Annotated in this window: 10 protein-coding genes; 5 read left to right on the plus strand and 5 right to left on the minus strand. The window is 50.8% G+C overall.

Features of this window, described 5'->3' with window-relative positions:
• Positions 1 to 12 precede the first annotated feature (12 nt).
• From HNQ92_RS18170 to HNQ92_RS18185, 4 genes are all read left to right on the plus strand, one after another.
• A complete protein-coding gene (locus HNQ92_RS18170; RefSeq protein ID WP_184175847.1) occupies positions 13 to 2403 on the plus strand; it encodes an ABC transporter permease in 2391 nt (796 codons plus the stop codon).
• 80 nt (positions 2404 to 2483) lie between these two features.
• A complete protein-coding gene (locus HNQ92_RS18175; protein WP_184175848.1) occupies positions 2484 to 4934 on the plus strand; it encodes an ABC transporter permease in 2451 nt (816 codons plus the stop codon).
• A 101-nt stretch (positions 4935 to 5035) separates the two neighbouring features.
• Positions 5036 to 7447 (plus strand): ABC transporter permease, encoded by a 2412-nt coding sequence (locus HNQ92_RS18180; RefSeq protein ID WP_184175849.1) that lies wholly within the window; start codon positions 5036 to 5038, stop codon positions 7445 to 7447.
• Between the two features lie 170 nt (positions 7448 to 7617).
• On the plus strand, positions 7618 to 10050 hold the full coding sequence (locus HNQ92_RS18185; protein ID WP_184175851.1) for an ABC transporter permease: 2433 nt from the start codon (positions 7618 to 7620) through the stop codon (positions 10048 to 10050).
• Positions 10051 to 10196: 146 nt separating this feature from the next.
• Here the strand turns inward: HNQ92_RS18185 and HNQ92_RS18190 are convergent, their stop codons facing one another.
• From HNQ92_RS18190 to HNQ92_RS18210, 5 genes are all read right to left on the minus strand, one after another.
• Positions 10197 to 10952: a hypothetical protein gene (locus HNQ92_RS18190; RefSeq protein ID WP_184175853.1), complete on the minus strand. Its 756-nt coding sequence runs from the start codon at positions 10950 to 10952 to the stop codon at positions 10197 to 10199.
• Between the two features lie 454 nt (positions 10953 to 11406).
• A complete protein-coding gene (locus HNQ92_RS18195) occupies positions 11407 to 11991 on the minus strand; it encodes an RNA polymerase sigma factor (RefSeq protein WP_184175855.1) in 585 nt (194 codons plus the stop codon).
• Between the two features lie 67 nt (positions 11992 to 12058).
• Complete coding sequence (locus HNQ92_RS18200; RefSeq protein ID WP_184175857.1) at positions 12059 to 12997, minus strand: hypothetical protein; 939 nt, start codon at positions 12995 to 12997, stop codon at positions 12059 to 12061.
• 21 nt (positions 12998 to 13018) lie between these two features.
• The gene (locus HNQ92_RS18205; protein ID WP_184175859.1) at positions 13019 to 13747 is read right to left on the minus strand and encodes a hypothetical protein; all 729 of its coding nucleotides are present in this window, start codon (positions 13745 to 13747) and stop codon (positions 13019 to 13021) included.
• A 116-nt stretch (positions 13748 to 13863) separates the two neighbouring features.
• Positions 13864 to 14619, minus strand: a complete 756-nt coding sequence (locus HNQ92_RS18210; protein WP_184175861.1) for a hypothetical protein — start codon at positions 14617 to 14619, stop codon at positions 13864 to 13866.
• Between the two features lie 354 nt (positions 14620 to 14973).
• On the opposite strand from HNQ92_RS18210, the gene HNQ92_RS18215 reads away from it, so the two are divergent.
• Positions 14974 to 17403, plus strand: a complete 2430-nt coding sequence (locus tag HNQ92_RS18215; protein ID WP_184175863.1) for an ABC transporter permease — start codon at positions 14974 to 14976, stop codon at positions 17401 to 17403.
• The last annotated feature ends 75 nt before the right edge of the window (positions 17404 to 17478 follow it).

Here is a 17478-nt window from a genome sequence, read left to right on the forward strand (position 1 = left end):
AATCGCTTGAAAATGATTCAGAATTATTTCAAAATAGCTTGGCGAAATTTGCTGCGCAATAAAGTATTTTCCGGAATAAATGTTCTAGGATTGGCGCTTGGTTTGGCATGTAGCTTGTTGATTGGTCTGTGGGTGCTTGACGAGGTCAGTTTTGACCAGTATCATTCCAATGCCAATAAGATTTTTCGAATCAACACCCATATCAAGTGGTCAGGGAATGAGTATCGGTTGGGAGTAGTTGCTCCACCAATGGGGCCGAGCCTGCAACGCGAATACCCGGAAATTAAGAGTACCCTCCGAGTAAAAACGGGTGGCGAGACGCTGTTCCTGGCGGAGGAAAAGTCTCTTTACACGCCAAGCGTCATCTATGCGGACTCAACGCTATTCTCTTTCTTCGACTACGAATTTATTGAGGGTTTCCCCAGCGGTGCCCTCCGTGATCCGAACGGCGTGGTACTTACACAAAAACTGGCATTAGCTTTATTTGGCAAAATCGAAGGAGTGGAAGGCAAAACAGTAAAGGTAAAAGAAAATATGCCCTTTACCGTAAAGGCAGTCATCAAGGACCCTCCGGCCAACCACCATTTTCATTTTGGAGCCATTCTGCCGTACACCAACGAAGCGGTGAGCGGAGCCAATTTCAGTAATTGGGGTAGCTTTAGTTCGGAAACTTTCCTGATGTTAGACCAAGAGGACGGAGGCGCAAAACTGGAGAGGAAAATGGCGGCCTTCTACAAAAAATACATCGCTGAGGCCATCGGTGATGAAGGCAATTCGGATATACATTTTGCCATCACCTTTCAGCCTTTAATCGACCTACATCTCTATTCCTCCCACCTCATGGGGGAAGAAAATGGCGGTAGCATGGCCTACGTCTATACTTTTTCGGCGGTGGGATTATTTATTTTGTTGGTCGCCCTTTTTAACTACATTAACCTGACCACCGCTCGTTTGGCGGGCCGGGCTAAAGAAATCAGCATTCGCAAGGCCGTTGGGTCACAGCGGTTCCAACTAGTTGCTCAGTTTCTGGCCGAATCGACGCTACTAGCTTTTTTGGCGCTGGGAATTAGTCTGCTATTGCTGCAAGCTTTACTACCAGCTTTCAACACATTGACTGAAAAAGCACTATCCCTAAATCTTTGGAACGGGCCAACAGCCCTTCAATTGCTGGGGCTGACACTGGCGGTCGGCTTAATCAGTGGACTCTATCCCGCCTTCGTGCTATCAGGCTTCAGGCCGACGGACGTTTTGAAAGGTGCATCTACGACGGGCGGCAAGGGGGCGCTGATGCGGCAGTCGTTGGTAGTAGTGCAGTTCACGATTTCAATCATCATGATTGTCGGGACAGTCGTCGTATATCAGCAATTGCAGTTTATGCAGAATAATAAACTGGGCTTCAACCAAGATCAGGTACTTACCATTCCGCTCAAATCACCCTCGGTGCAGCAAATGGCCACCTTGCTAAAAAATAAACTAAAGCAAAGTGCGCTCATTTCCGAAGCTAGTCTGAGCAGTGGCACAATTGGGAAAGGGATGAATAATAAGATGACTTTCAGTTTTTACAAGGACGGCAAGGAACAGCCCGTAAGTACCGAATACTTCTCCGTAGATGCTGACTTTTTACGAACCTTGCAAATCGGGATGAAAGAGGGTCGTCATTTTTCGGCGAACTCAGCCGCTGACTCGACTGAAGCGGTTCTAGTCAACGAAGCCATGCTAAAAAGGCTGGGCTGGAAGAACCTCACAACCGGATTGGTTGAGGTGGATACCAAAAAAGTGCCTATTGCGGGTGTCATAAAAGACTTCCACATTCGTTCGCTACGAGAGAAAATCGAACCACTGGTGCTACGTCTCGACCAAGGGCAGAGTGACAACATGCTGCTTCGGCTAGCGCCCCATAACATTTCTTCCGGCTTAGCTTATATTGAAAGCACTTTTAAAGAATTAAATCCCGGCCAACCGTTCGATTACTATTTTCTCGATCAAACCTTCGCCCAACAGTATAAAGCTGACGAGCGCAGGGGTAACCTTTTCCTGATTTTTTCAGGAATTGCTATATTCATCGCCTGTCTGGGCCTCTTCGGCCTCGCCACCTTCACCGCCGAGCAACGCACCAAAGAGATCGGCGTGCGGAAGGTACTTGGCGCGAGCGTAGTCAGCATCGTGGCGCTGCTTTCCAAAGATTTTCTGAAACTGGTACTGATCGCCATCCTCATCGCTTCGCCCATTGCTTGGTACGCCATGAAGGAGTGGCTGGCGGATTTTGCCTACAAAATTGAAATCAGTTGGTGGTACTTTGCGTTGGCGGGCGGGTTGGCCGTGGGCATTGCCCTGCTGACGGTGAGCTTCCAGAGCGTAAAGGCCGCGCTGATGAATCCGGTGAAGAGCCTGCGGAGCGAGTGAATTGATCCTAGGTCGGCTGGAACCAATATCATTCTCAAAGATCTATTATATCGGCTATTGGCCCTAAACAACCGGAGCTTATGCTTAAAAGCTATTTTATTACCTCCCTCCGCGCTCTGAAGCGCAACTGGAGCTATTCCATTATCAATGTATCCGGCCTGACGCTAGGCCTGGCGTGTTGTCTACTGCTGTTCATGGCGATCCGCTACGAACTGAGTTTCGACCGGCACAATGCCAACGCCGACCGCATCTACCGCATGTTGGGGGTCGACAAATCAGATCCTGAGAGCAAACCGAATACCGGGATAACATTTCCGGCCCTGGCTGCCCTCCGAAATGATTTCCCGGAACTGAAAGACCAACTCACGATGGCTAGCCGGGTCAAGTCGGCGGTGGTATCAGTGAGCAATCAGACCGGTACCGACACCAAGCGGTTTCAGGAGAACGATGGCGTCATCACTTTTGCCGAGCCGGAATATTTCAATCTTTTTGATTACACCTGGGAAAAAGGCAGCCCGCAAACGGCCTTGGCCAATCCGAACACGGTGGTACTTTCCGATCGAATCGCCCACAAATACTTTGGCGATACCGACCCGATGGGCAAAACCATTCGGCTGGAGAATCGGATGGATTTTGTGGTAACGGGAATTGTTCAGTCCTCCACACCTACCACTAGCCTGCCTTTTGACGTTTTCCTATCTCATGCCTCTATTCTGGCGTATGGCAACAGCTCTTCCCCAGACGATTGGCGGTCCACCTATGGCGGAGCCCAAATTTACCTGATGCTACCCAGCTCGGAGCATGGGGCGGAGGCGTCAGCGACCCGGATGGAAAAGCAGCTGGTTGGCTTTGTCAATAAATACCATAGGCCGGAGGATGCCCAAAAACTACGGTACGTCCTGCAGCCGCTTACTGATATTCACTTCGCCACCAATACCTCGAATTTTGCCCAACGGAGCATCAGCATCGAAATGATCTGGTCCATGGTACTGATCGGCCTGTTTATTCTGGTGACGGCCTGTATCAACTTCATCAATCTGGCTACGGCTCAGGCCATCCGCCGGTCGCGGGAGGTAGGTGTCAGGAAGGTACTGGGAAGTACCCGGGCGCAATTGGTACGGCAGTTTCTGGGCGAAACGAGCGTGCTAACTATGATTGCGGTGGTTCTGGCGTTAGTGGTCGCGCAGCTTTCACTCCCTTACGTAGGCGAATTGTTGAATATCAAACCGGGCACTGTGACCTTATTCAGCCCGATGGCACTCGGTTTTCTGTTGGCGTTGGGGCTGCTGACTACCCTGCTGGCTGGTTTTTATCCCGCCCTGGTTCTGTCGGGGTACCAGCCCATTCTGGCGCTAAAAGGTAAAATCCTGTCATCGGGTACCAACCGGTACTTCACACTCCGGCGGGGACTGATCGTGGGCCAATTTGCCATTTCCCAACTACTGATCATCGGTACCATCGTGGCCTACAGCCAGATGAAGTACTTCCGGTTGGTGGACCTGGGCTTTAACCGCGATGCCATCATAACCGTTACGGTACCGCAGAATGAACCGGGCCAACTGGCGAATCTGCGCGCTCAGCTCACCAACGTACCGGGTATCGCGGCCATTAGTTTCGGCATGACTACTCCTGCCTCCACGAGCAATTGGACGACGGGTTTTCGGTTCGAGAATGAAGACAAAGATCCCGATTATGGCGTTCTGATGCGCCCGGCCGACACCGCCTACGTTCGTACCTATGGCCTGAAGCTACTAGCCGGACGCATGTACCTACCCGCTGACACCATTCGTGAGCTCGTGATCAACGAGACATTCATGAAACGACTGGGCTTTCAGAAGCCCGAGCAGGTGATTGGAAAAATGATGACGGTGGCTGGAGAAAATGTGAAAAAGCCTATTGTGGGCGTAGTGAAGGACTTTAACATGTTCTCGTTGCGCGATGAGGTCGTACCGAGCGTCCTGACTACCCGGCGCGGCCATTACCGGACCATGGCCATTAAACTTTCGACTGAAAAGGGAGGTGCCGAAACCATCCGCCAGGTACTTCAAAAGGTCGAAACCGCCTGGACGGCCACCTACCCCGAATTTGTTTTTTCCTACGAATTTCTGGACGAGACGTTGGCGAGTTTTTACAAAAGCGAGGAGCGGATGTATGCCCTGCTGCAACTACTGGCGGGTATCGCCATCTTTATTGGCTGTCTGGGTCTTTATGGGGTAGTGGCTTTTATGGCCGAATCGCGCACCAAAGAAGTCGGGGTACGGAAAGCGCTGGGCGCTTCGGCAGCCCACATCTTCGGCTTGTTCTCTACCGATTTCATCCGTCTCGTCGTGATCGCTCTGGTACTAAGCTCGCCCCTGGCCTGGTACATTATGAATCAGTGGCTGCAGAAATTCGAATACAAGATCGATATCGAATGGTGGATGTTCGCGCTGGCGGGTGGATTGGCCGTGAGCATTGCGCTGCTGACGGTGAGCTTCCAGAGCGTAAAGGCCGCGCTGATGAACCCGGTGAAGAGCCTGCGGAGCGAGTGATTCTCAACCAACGATGACAGCCTTGCGGCCAAGAAGCAATACAACTTCCACGGCTTCTGACACTTTGCTCGCAACAAACCAACTACATCAGATAAAAACCTATGCTGATCAACGACTTTAAAATCGCCAAACGGAGTTTGCTAAAGCACAAACTTTTCTCCTTTATCAACGTATTTGGTCTGGCGCTGGGTGTGGCCTGTAGCTTGTTCATTGGCTTGTGGGTACTGGATGAACTGAGTTTTGACCGCTTTCTACCCAACGCCGACCGCATTTATCGTCTTGAAAGTACCACGATTACACCAGATGGTACCCAAATGAAACTTCCGGCGGTCGGCTGGCCCGTCGGCAAAGTTCTGCAAGCCGACTACCCCGAAGTGGAGCAGGTGACTTACCTCCGAGGCTGGTCACCACAGCTCAAACATCAGGAAACGTACATCAGAGAAGCAGGACTGGCCGCCGACCAGAACTTCCTGACCGTATTGGGCTACGAACTGGCCCAGGGCGACCCCGCCACGGCGCTGGCCGAACCTTTCAGCGTAATCCTCAGCCCGGCCGCCGAGGCGAAGTATTTTGGCAAGGGCAATGGACTGGGCAAGGTACTTATGGTAAACGACACGCTACCCCACCGCGTGACGGGCGTGTTCAAGGAAGTACCCACGAACGGCCACCTCCGGTTCGACCTGGTGCAGTCGCTGGCTTCGCTTCATGCTCTTTACCCCGAAGATATGGTCTATGAGTATGCGTCGGGCTGGTTTGATCTCAACGTAGCCAACTACCTGCTCCTGAAACCCGGGACCGACGTGAATGCTTTTTCTGCTAAAATTAAAGATTTAGTGGGCCAACGCGGCAAAGCCATGGTGGAGCAGACGGGCATGAGCAGCACTTTACAGCTCCGTCCCTTGACCGATATCTACCTGCGTTCGGGGATGCCCACCGAGGACGGCCCCCTGGGAAACATCGACTCGATTTATCTTTTTATCGCTATCGGGCTGTTTGTGCTGCTGATCGCTTGCCTGAATGTCATCAATCTCACGACCGCCCGTGCCACCGAGCGAGCCAAAGAAGTAGGAATAAAGAAAGTGCTGGGCGTGCAAAAGAAACAACTCATCCAACAGTTTTTGACCGAAGCAGCTATCGTTTGCATTACCGCTACGGCACTGGGGCTGGGCGTGACCCTAGTACTTTTGCCCCAATTCAGCGCATTTACGGGTAAATCGTTTGGCTATGGCGATCTTCTGGGAATAGAAGGGCTGCTGCTCATCGTTGCGTTTTTAGCCACCATCATTCCACTCACTGGGGTTTATCCTGCCTGGGTACTTACGGCCTATCAGCCCATTTCGGTGCTGAAAGGACGTTTTGCGCGCTCTGCCCGAGGTGTTTTACTGCGTAAAGGCTTAGTCGTTGCGCAGTTTGCGGCTTCGGTTTGTCTCATCATTTGTACGGTTGCAGCCTGGCAGCAGGTTCGGTTCATGCAACAGCAGCCGCTGGGTTTCGATCAGCAAAACATTCTTACGGTCGATTTGAGCGGCGTGTCGTCCCGCAACCGTAGCGCGCTGGCCGCCACGCTTCGCAGTGAACTCCTCACCCACAGCCAGATCACGGCCGCCACGGCTGCCAATGCGGTACCAGGGCAAATGGGTTGGGACGGGCAGTTTGCCTACGGCGAAGGCAACGCTCCGGGCAAAGGCATTTTGGTTGAGCACATACCGGTCGATCAGCATTATACCCGAACCCTGAACCTGCGCCTGCTGGCGGGGCGCGATTTTGTGGCAGACAGTAAGGCTGACGAAGCAGAAACATTTTTGATCAACGAAGCGGCCGTCAATGCGTTTGGCTGGGAGAACCCACCGGCAGCGATTGGCAAGAAGCTTTCGGTCTCGGGCATCAATGGAAAAGTAGTGGGTGTGGTGAGAAATTACCATCAGCATAGCCTGCATGACAATATTCGCCCCCTCGTCCTGAACGCCATGCCCAGAGCCAGGGTGGTTGCTTTCCGCTACGAAGGCAATAATCCAACGGCGGCCATCAACCACTTAAAAGCTAGTTGGGAAAAACTTTTTCCGGGTTATGTGCTGGATTTTAATTTTCTGGATGCGGCCTTCAAGCAGCAATACCTGGCCGAACAGAAGTTAATCGATATTTTCTCGTTGGCCGCCGGGATGGCCATCCTCATCTCTTGCCTGGGGCTTTTGGGATTGTCCGTATTCAGCACTATTCAGCGTCAAAAGGAAATCGGCGTCCGCAAGGTACTCGGAGCCAGCGTGGCCAGCATCGTGGCGTTACTTTCCAAAGATTTTCTGAAACTAGTACTGATCGCCATCCTCATCGCTTCGCCCATTGCTTGGTACGCCATGAAGGAGTGGCTGGCGGATTTTGCTTATAAAGTAGACATCAATTGGTGGGTCTTCGCACTGGCGGGCGGGTTGGCCGTGGGCATTGCCCTGCTGACGGTAAGTTTCCAGAGCGTGAAGGCCGCGCTGATGAATCCGGTGAAAAGCCTACGGAGCGAGTAGCCAGGGGCAGAGGGCGGACCACCACGCGGCAAAGGGTAGTGATACTGGTTCGATAGGGTACTTTTTGGAATAAGTACCCTACGAACTGTTAAGTTTCCTTTCTCCGGCAGGAGAAAGGATTATGTACAGAAGCAATTCTATTGAGGCTTTTAAAAAAAACAGATACAGCCATGATCAGAAACTATTTCAAAATAGCCCTGCGTACCCTTTGGAAAAGCAAAGGGTACGCGGCCATCAATGTATTTGGCCTTTCGGTGGCTTTTTGCGTCTGTGTCTTTTTGTTTCTTACGGCTTATAGGCAGCTGACCTTCGATGACTTTCACGAAGACTCTGAGCGGATTTTTCAACTCTATTTTGTCACGAATCATGCTGAAAAAACGGATCGTTCAACGGCAACGCCCCTCCCCCTGGTTCCGGCACTTCGATCCGAATTCTCCAACGAACTAGCCGCGGAAACCCGTATTTGGAGAGGAACCAAAAGCCTAGTAACCTACCAGGAGAAGAGTCTCGACAGAATGGTGGTGGGCGTGGACTCAGGCTTTCTGAACGTGTTCACATTTCCTCTTAGTAAGGGCAGTCGGCAAACGGCCCTGCGGGGTTTGAATGGAATGGTCATTACCGAAAGCATGGCCCGGTCGGTATTTGGTGATGCGGAACCCATCGGCAAACCATTGCAGTTGGGCAGCGGCAAGGATCAGCAAACCTATCTGGTCACGGGAATTTGCCGGGATATACCGGATAATTCTTCAATCCATTTTGATGCATTAATCCGGATCGAAAGCACGAACAACTACCACGCTTTCAAAGACAAGTGGGATGCTTATTCTGGTAAATCCTACCTTAAGCTGGCACCTTCGGTTAGCGAGCAGACCTTTGAAGGTCAACTGCGTCAATTTGCAAAAAAGTATTACCCGGATAACATCAGTAAACTGCAAACGCAGGGTGGTAAACCCGACGACCAGGGGGATGTTTTTGCGATACGCCTTCAGAGCATGTCTGATGTTCATTTCGGGAAGGAATTGTCAGGTGGAAAAGGTACTCCCTTCGCGGTGGTGTACGCCATCATCGGAATCGGGCTGTTCATTCTGCTGATTGCCTGCATCAACTTCATTAACCTGAATATGGCCCGCTCCTTTACCCGGATGCGGGAAGTTGGGGTGCGCAAATCGGTCGGCGCGACCAAAAAGCAACTCTTCGTTCAAATCTGGGGAGAATCGATCCTGCTGTGCTTCTTGGGCTTTGTAGGAGGCGTGGTGCTGGCCTTCCAGCTGGTATCGCTGTTCAATGCAACCTTTGGGGCCAACGTCAACCTAGCCGATATCATTTTGATGCAGAAAGGATTCATCCTGCTCATGCTGGGCATATTCCTGTTAGTGACGTTCATCGCGGGTGGTTATCCGGCCATAACCATGGCGGGCTACAATCCTGTCGTGGTTCTGAAAGGTAAACTTTCTTTAAAGCGTCCCGGCGGTTTGCGCAATTCTCTTATTGTTAGTCAGTTTGCTATTTCGTGCCTACTGATTTGCTGTACAGTTATTGCGGTGCAGCAGTTACGCTTTTTACGCCAACTCCCGCTGGGATTTGACAAAGAACAGGTCATCAGTATACCCATCGGCAACCGGGCCGATGGCCGGCAGGTCCTGCAGCGGATGCGCAACCGCCTGGCTGATGACCCGTCAGTAGTGTCGGTGACGGGCAGTGGGATCAATCTGGGTAAGGGCAAGGACAACGTAAGTTCGCGGGTGTCGCTGGGCTTTACGTACAAGGAGAAAGAAGTGTCGACCGAGTGGCTGCTCGTGGATTACGATTATCTCAAAACCCTGGGTATCAAATTACTTTCGGGCCGGGAGTTCGACCCGGCTTTTCGGACAGACTCTACCAACCGGGTGATTATTACCGAAAGCATGGCTAAAAAAATCGGCGAAACGGAACCCGTGGGTAAGTACTTCGAGACCGATACTTCCGGCTCGCGCTATCAGATCATTGGTCTGGTACCTGACTTTTACCTGTACTCGGTCACCCAGGAGCGGATGCCTATCACCATGCACCTCTCTCATACGGAAGCGATCAACTATGTATTCGTCAGGGTTTCGGATCAAAGTCTATCGAGTGCTATGGGCAAACTGGAAAAAATATGGCGAGAAGTAGCGCCCGAAGCGGAATTCATGGCTTCGTTTCTGGATGAGAACATCGACGAATGGTTTCAGAATGAAGAGCGCCTGACCCAAATTTTTATCATGGCTTCCAGCATCACAATTCTGCTATCGTGCCTGGGTCTTTTTGCCGTGGCTCTGCTGGTCATTGAGCAGCGTACCAAGGAAATCGGCATTCGTAAAGTGATGGGAGCGACCGTGGCTTCGGTCGTGATGTTACTCTCCCGCGATTTTCTCAAACTCGTACTGGTTGCGCTGCTCATCGCGGTGCCGCTGGCCTGGTTCGGGATGCAGCAGTGGCTCAACAATTATACCTCCCGCGTCGAAATAAACGCATGGGTATTTGTAAGCGTCGGCGTAGCGGCGCTATTGATCGCCTGGCTCACGGTGGGCTATCAGAGTATCAAGGCGGCGCTCATGAACCCGGTGAAGAGTTTACGTAGCGAGTGAGTGTTCGGAACCCAGCAGTTAGCCTTGAGGCATCGATAAAATTCGCTACTGTTGCTGATGACACAGGTACTCTATGCTGAAATAGAGCAGGGGCCTGTAGGGTACCTGCACGAAATGGCGATTTCTGAACTCGTTCAAAAATAAAACTAGCGTCGGGAATAACTGACCCCGATCGAAAGGCCGATCTGATAAGGCTGAATTTGGAAATTAGTTACGGGCATCGTGAATTTTGAGAAGCCGTACTCCAGATACGGACCCACGGTCAGGAGGGTACGGTGGTCCAGGGCAAGTTGCTTTCCGAGGCCCAGATTCACCCACGCGGCACTCCGGCCGTGCGTCAGTTCGTGGTTGACTTCAACACCCAAATCACCGTAATAATGGCGAAAGGGACCGGCGCGTAGTACCGCGTGTTTTTTGATCGCCAGGCCTGCCAGTCTAAAAGTATTGTGATCTTCTACGGGAGTCCCCCGGTACACCACGCGGTAGCCGTTGGCCTGCTCCACCCGGAATTCGTCGGTCGCGATCTCGTATCGGATCGATTGCCGGAATTGCCCGTAGGTGAGTAGGAGCTGAAAACCTTTCTTTTCCAGGCCAGCGCTCACTTTGTAGCCCAGACTCTGCGAGGAAACCGGAGCCGGAAATTGAAAATTCTGATAGACCACATCGGAATGGGGATTGATGGTCAGGGTTTGAAACGTGTTCGTGGGGGTCAGTGAGACAAGCAGCCGCCAGGCATTTTCCTTTCCGATTTCTGGCCGGGGTGGGGCCTCGTACTCTCCCGGATCAGGCAATGTTTCGAGCCCGCTTAGTAAGATCGACTGGGGAGAAGGACGGGAGGAAATGGGTTGAATGGTGTGGATATAAGCAGGATCTTGTATTTCATTTGCGGATTTGTGGGACATAGGGGTGTTCTCTAATCCCTGTGGCAAACCGGGTGTTTCCGGTTCCATTTCTTCTGGTTCCAAAGTTTCTGCCCCCCTGTTTCTGTCGCTATGCGTTTCAGGACTAAACGTTTGCACTGACTGCCGGAACATGGAGACGGAATTTATTTCTGAGGATAAGGCAGCGGGGGGGCTTTTTTTCTGCGCATTTGTCGGTTGGGTAGGTGAGGGATTAGGCAGCACGTGCACGGCAAATGTTTCCAAACCTGGTTTGGAAACAGACTGGCCCGTAATGGTTGCCGACAGTATAAACATTATGAGCAGGCTCACGGCCATGAGGTGGCGGATTGGGTTGGATTGAGCCAATTCGCGTAATTTCTCGAATAGGCTCATTTCCAGCCTTGGATCGGGCTGAGATTCAAAGTGTTCGAACTTTCGCCGCAAGGCGTCGCCCACAATGCTATTCAATTCATCATCATGAGTTTTCATATTGCGTAATTCCGTGTTCCTGTAGTTTTTTCAAAAGTAAATTTCTGCCCCGCAAGAATTGCGACCGGGAGGTACCCTCCGAAATATCGAGCATTTTGGCGATCTCTGTATGGGGGTACCCATCGATCATGTGCAGGTTCACCACCATGCGGTAGCCATCGGGCAGCTGCTGAATAATCTCCAGCAATACGTTGATGTTGATTTGGTCGATGATTCTTGCGTATTCCTCTGATTCCAGATCGGCGTTAAATTCGTCCAGTGAAATGTGCGTTTCCTGTACCTTGGTGGTGCGGTGGTAGTAGTTGATAGCCGTGCGAATCACGATGGACTTCACCCATCCGTCGATTGCCCTTTCTTCTTTTAATTCGGCCAGGTTCCTAAAGACTTTGACAAACGCTTCCTGAAAAATATCCTCTGCTTCGGCCTTGGTTTTGGCGTAGCGAAGGCAACTCCCCAGCAGCCGGGTTTTGTACCGTTCATAAAGTACCGTCTGCGCCCTAACCTCCTGCCGTTGGCAAGCCCGCACCAGTTCTTCCAGTGTTTCGTATTTTTTAGGGCGGAGTAAGGACATTCAGGGATTGTGTGTTTATTCAAAAATGTTTGTCAACCTTATTTAAAATGGCCTATTTACCATACAGCTACAGCGTGACAAGCGCCTCGTAGGTCAAATAGGTTATGGTACCCGAATCGTTGAAATAGAGATAGTAAGTTTCCAGAAAAGGGTAGGCGCGGTACAGAATGAAACGGTATCCCGTCTGACCGGATTCCTCGAATCTGACGCCCGACTGAATCGGAAAATTAGCGAACTGCTGCGCATGGGTAGCCATATAATCCTGAGCGAATTGCGGAAATTCAGCCGTTTTGGTGTAGGTACCCTGAAAATTTCTTGATGAATAAATGCTATTGCCCCGATGATCGAATAGGTAATCCAGTTGATTGTTGGCAGCATCATGCTCCAGGCTATGATACGTTTTTTCGTTGGCCTCATTGACGAAAATCCGGGCACTTTTGTGGATCAAGGCATTGTCTTTAATGATGTTTTGGGCTCTCGTCGGCAGATCTCCGACGAGGTGAGTGGTGTAATCAAACTTAGAAAAGTACCGCATCTGAACCACGTACTTCTTTCTGGTAGCGTCCAATGGAAACCAGGAGAAAATATAGGCCGTGGAATCGAGCGTATATTTCGCCGTCAACTCCTGTGCATTGTTAGAACTGGAAGTCGAAGTGTTTTCTTTAAAATCCGAGAATTTCCCCTTCGGCAGGGAGACTTTTTCCAGGATACTCGCGAAGGTACCCGAAGGGGCGGCCGTGAGCAGGAGGTAGGAAACCATCACTCCCTGGGTACCCAGAGCCGAATAATAATTTTTTCCATTTTCCATGAACGTCGCTTCCCAGAGTTTATCCCTTTCAACGGTCTTATAAATGATGTCCTGAGCATTGGGAAACTTACTTTTCAAATCTTCAACAACCGCAACGGGGATCTTATCTTCCGGCATGGGTTGAAGATCGTTAAGGCTATTACAAGCTATTACAGCAAGGATTAATACACAGAAACAATAAATAGAAGCTAATTTCATGAAGAGGTTTATTGAAAAGATTCAATAAAGTACGATATATTTTGATAATTCTCTGGGTGTACCTTCTTCTCTTTGGATGATCCAGGCTGCCCGCAACGTATAGGCATAAGTCACTTTATTCGACCCTTCGTTTTGCTCTTCCAGAATGATGCGTATTCTTTCGGGCTTGGAGGCGTCCTGTGCTTCTTCCAGGCTCTTGTACTTGGGAAGCATATCGCGGTCCAGGTACCCTTTATCAGCTTTCCAAAACAAGATGGGGCCGGTCGGCAGCTGGACCGAAACGGTCTGTTTGGTCTTGTCCCAGTCCCATTTTCCGTGAAAGGGGCCGACGTAAATAAAGGCTTCTCGTATGATAAGCTCGGCTGTGCCGTACGGACGGTTGCCGGAAACGCCGTCGGAGTAGTCATACGTGCTGGATTTAATGATGACGCTTTCCTGGGGAGACTCGAACAAGGTTCTGTTCCCTGCCCAATCCAGGAACTGGTACGCGTTGGCATGTGCGTACCAAACCTGAAGCCGGGTGAATAACACGCTGTCTTCCGATATGTCTTCTGTTACGTCGCCCACCGTTCTGGTGATTTGTTCGAGGCACCAGTAGCGGCCTGGTGCCGTCAGTGAGGCTATGACCTGTGCGGAGTCGACGGCGGGTGCCTCGGGATCAGGATCCTCGATATTATGATCCTGGCAGGAGAGCATCCCTAGGGCCGTACCTACGAAACAAAAAACTAGGATTTGACGGACGTTTTTCATGGCAGAGAAATAAAAGGTTATAGATTGTGTATATAGGTTGTTACAAAGCAAGACACCGCGCTCAGCCTGAAGCGTTAGATTGCTGAAAATTAGACACTTATTAGCCGTTCTAGGACTTAATAAAATACGATATATTTCGACAACTCCCGGCGAGGGCTTGCTTCTCTTCGAATGATCCAGGCTGCCCGCAACGTGTAGGCGTAGGTCACTTTTCCCTGTGCTTCCTCTTTTTCTTCCATGACGATCCGTATTCTTTCGGGCTTGGCAGCGTCTTGGGCTTCTGCCAAGCTCTTGTACTTGGGAAGCATATCGCGGTCCAGGTACCCTTTGGCCGCTTTCCATAACAGATCGGGTTCAGTAGGAAGTTGAACTGAAACGGTCTGCTTTTCCGCATCCCAATTCCACTTTCCGTGAAAAGGTCCGAAGTAAATGAAGCCTTCCCGTATCAGTAGTTCTGCGGTTCCGTAAGGTCGATTGCCGGAAACGCCGTCGGAGTAGTTATACGTGCTGGATTTAATGATGACGCTTTCCTGCGGGGACTCAAACAAGGTTCTGCCGCCTGACCCATCAAGGAACTGGTAAGCATTGGCATGCGCGTACCAAACTTGAATACGCGTAAACAGTGTGGTATCTTCCGATACATCCTCCGTCTTATCTCCCACTGTTCTCGTGATTTTTTCAAGACACCAGTAGCGACCTTTTGCCGTCAGTAAGGCGATGACCTGCGTGGAATCAACCAGGGTACCCACCGAACCGGGATCCTCAACCTGATCCACAGGTTCTTGCACCGTGACTTCCTTCTTTTTACAGGCCACTATTCCCAGGACGGTACCTACCAGACAACAGGCAATAAGGTGACGAACATTCTTCATGGTGCAGTTGATAAGGTACGCAATGCAGGTCGTTATTGAGTAAGACACAGCGCGTAGGCTGAAACGTTGCAGCAACCTAAAATAAATACAAAAGATTGTCTGCCTAGTCTGTGGCGGGAGACGAGTCAATCCGGTCGGTATAGAATGAGTCCATTACCGAACAAAAGTGTCCGATTCCGGACACTTTTGTAGTTTTGCTATTGCATTAAAGTGTTGATATACAGCAAGCTGAATACTTGGCAAAATGATTGGTACAATTATTCACCACTGATCTTGCGGAATTATTCAAAGCAGGAAACATGCCAAAGGAAAATCCCTCGGCAATCGTTAACCAACCTTTCGAATCAAGTAGCCATGTTCAGAAACTACGTCAAAATTGCCCTCCGAATCTTTAAAAAAGATAGGACCTTCACGGCTATCAATCTGGTGGGCCTGGCGACGGGCCTGGCCGTGGCGCTGCTGATTATCCAGTATGTGCGTTTCGAGCTAAGCTACGAAAACACCCACCCACTGGCCGACCGCATCGTCCGGCTCACGATGGATTACATGAGCGGAGGGTCGGTGAATGCGCAGGATACCGAAAGCTACCCACCGCTGGGGCCCAGAGCCCTGCGCGAAATGCCCGAAGTGGTTAACTACACTCGTGCTTATCCCTACGGAGAACCAAGCGTGACGGTGCAGATTGGGGAAAACTACTATTTGGTGGAGAAAGTTTTTGCGGTAGATTCTTCCTTCTTTTCCCTGTTCAACTACCCCCTGCTTCGGGGCAACAAAAAAGGCATTATGACCAAAACCCGGCAGGCCGTTCTGACGGAAACTACGGCCTTGAAGTACTTCAATACGCTGGATGTGATGGGTAAAACCTTAAAACTACCGAAGGCAGAAGGGGCGGTGGTTTTGGAGGTAGTGGGGGTAGTACCCGATAGCCCGGCCAATACGCACCTGAAATTCGATATGCTTTTTTCGTACCCGACCATGCTGTCGGATTTTGGCGAAAAAGAAGATAATTGGAATGGCAACAATACGCTTACCTACCTGCAATTGGCCCAGAATGTAAATTATGATCAATTCACGAAGTCGCTGGCGGCGTTTAGCGACCGGTTGGAAAAGGAAAAGATCATAAAAAACGAACGGGTGATTGGACAAAAAATAAGCGACATCCACCTCTATTCTCATAAAACCTTTGAAACCGAACCGAACGGCGAGGCGAAGTCGGTGTTCTTTTTGCTGGGCGTGGCCTTTCTGGTGTTGATCAGCGCGTTTGTCAACTACGTCAATCTCACTACGTCCAAAGCCCTCGACCGCGCCCGCGAAATCGGAATGCGTAAGGTGGTCGGCTCGACCCAAAACCAGATCCGAACCCAGATTTTTACGGAAACGATACTCATTAATCTCGCGGCGGGGCTACTGGCCGTGGCCTTGATCGGAGCGGTTTGCCCGCTGTTTATCCAAATAGCCGGACTACCCGAAGGATTTCCGATTTTTGGCGATCTGTTTTTCTGGCAAAGCCTGGTTGGTTTTCTGCTGCTGAGTATTTTACTTTCCGGATTGTACCCGGCTTTCGTGCTGTCTTCCTTCGAGCCGGTCAAGGTACTTAAGGGTACTTTCTCCCGCTCCAATCAGGGGGTGGTACTTCGGAAAGCGCTGGTGGTTTTTCAGTTTACCATCACCATTGTTTTGCTGGTACAAACGTTCACCGTTTATAGGCAGGTTCGTTTTCTGCGGGAGCAAAACCTGGGCGTGGAGGTGGGCCGTACCCTCGTGGTGAAAGCGCCCGTAGGCCCTAATGCGCAAAAAGAATACGGTACCTTCCGGCAGGCGTTGCTGGCGCAGTCGCGGGTCGAGGCGGTGTCGGTTTCTGGTACGGTGCCGGGCATGGGTATTACCCCCATGGGTACCACGACGGGTATCAACCTGTCCGATGCCATGGAGAAAAACTCCTATAATTTTTACCTGACGCGCATCGACAGCTCCTTCGTGGACCTGATGGGAATCAAGCTACTGGCGGGCAAGAACTACGATGCCACCTCCTGGCCCGTTTTTTCGGACACTACCAAGCGGGATGAAATACTTGTGAATGAAGAGGCCCTCCGGCTTTGGGGAATTCCTACGCCGCAGGAAGCAGTAGGCCGTGAGCTGAGTTTCTGGGGAAGGCAATGGACCATTCGGGGGGTACTTAAAAACTACCATTACGAGTCGCCTAAGGCGGCCTACATTCCCATGATTCATTTCTACTATCCTATTTTCGATTCCTTTGCCAGCGTGAAGTTCTCGGGAGGGAATTCTAGCGAGCAACTCGCGACTTTGGAAAAAGTATATAAAAGCCATTTTCCCTACTCGCCGTTCAGCTACTTTTTCCTGGATAGCGAGTACGACAAGCAGTACAAAGCCGACGACCGTTTTCAGACCGTCTTTAGCATCCTCACCGGCTTTGCCATTCTGATTTCTTGCCTGGGGCTGTTTGGCCTGGCCACCTTTACCGTTTCGAAGCGAACGAAGGAAATCGGTATCCGCAAAGTAATCGGTGCCAGTACTGTCAATCTGATGATTTTGCTGTCGAAGGATTTTATGAAAACCGTTTTGGTGTCAGTGGTGATCGGACTGCCCATTACCTATTTTTTGATCGAAAACTGGCTGGCCAACTACGCGTCGCGCATCGAATTGAGCTGGTGGCTTTTTGCCGCACCCGCCGCCTTGGTGCTGCTCTTGGTGGTAATTTCGATCGGTGGAAAAACCATGTCCACGGCGCTGATGAATCCGGTGAAAAGCCTGAGGAGCGAATGATGGTATAGGGCAGTGGGCGCGGGGCAGCGGGTAGTTGAAAGTGTAAAGTACCCCTGCAATAACAAAGTACCCTCT

Origin of the sequence: Rhabdobacter roseus, from assembly GCF_014202275.1 — a bacterium.
Classification (GTDB): Bacteria; Bacteroidota; Bacteroidia; order Cytophagales; family Spirosomataceae; genus Rhabdobacter; species Rhabdobacter roseus.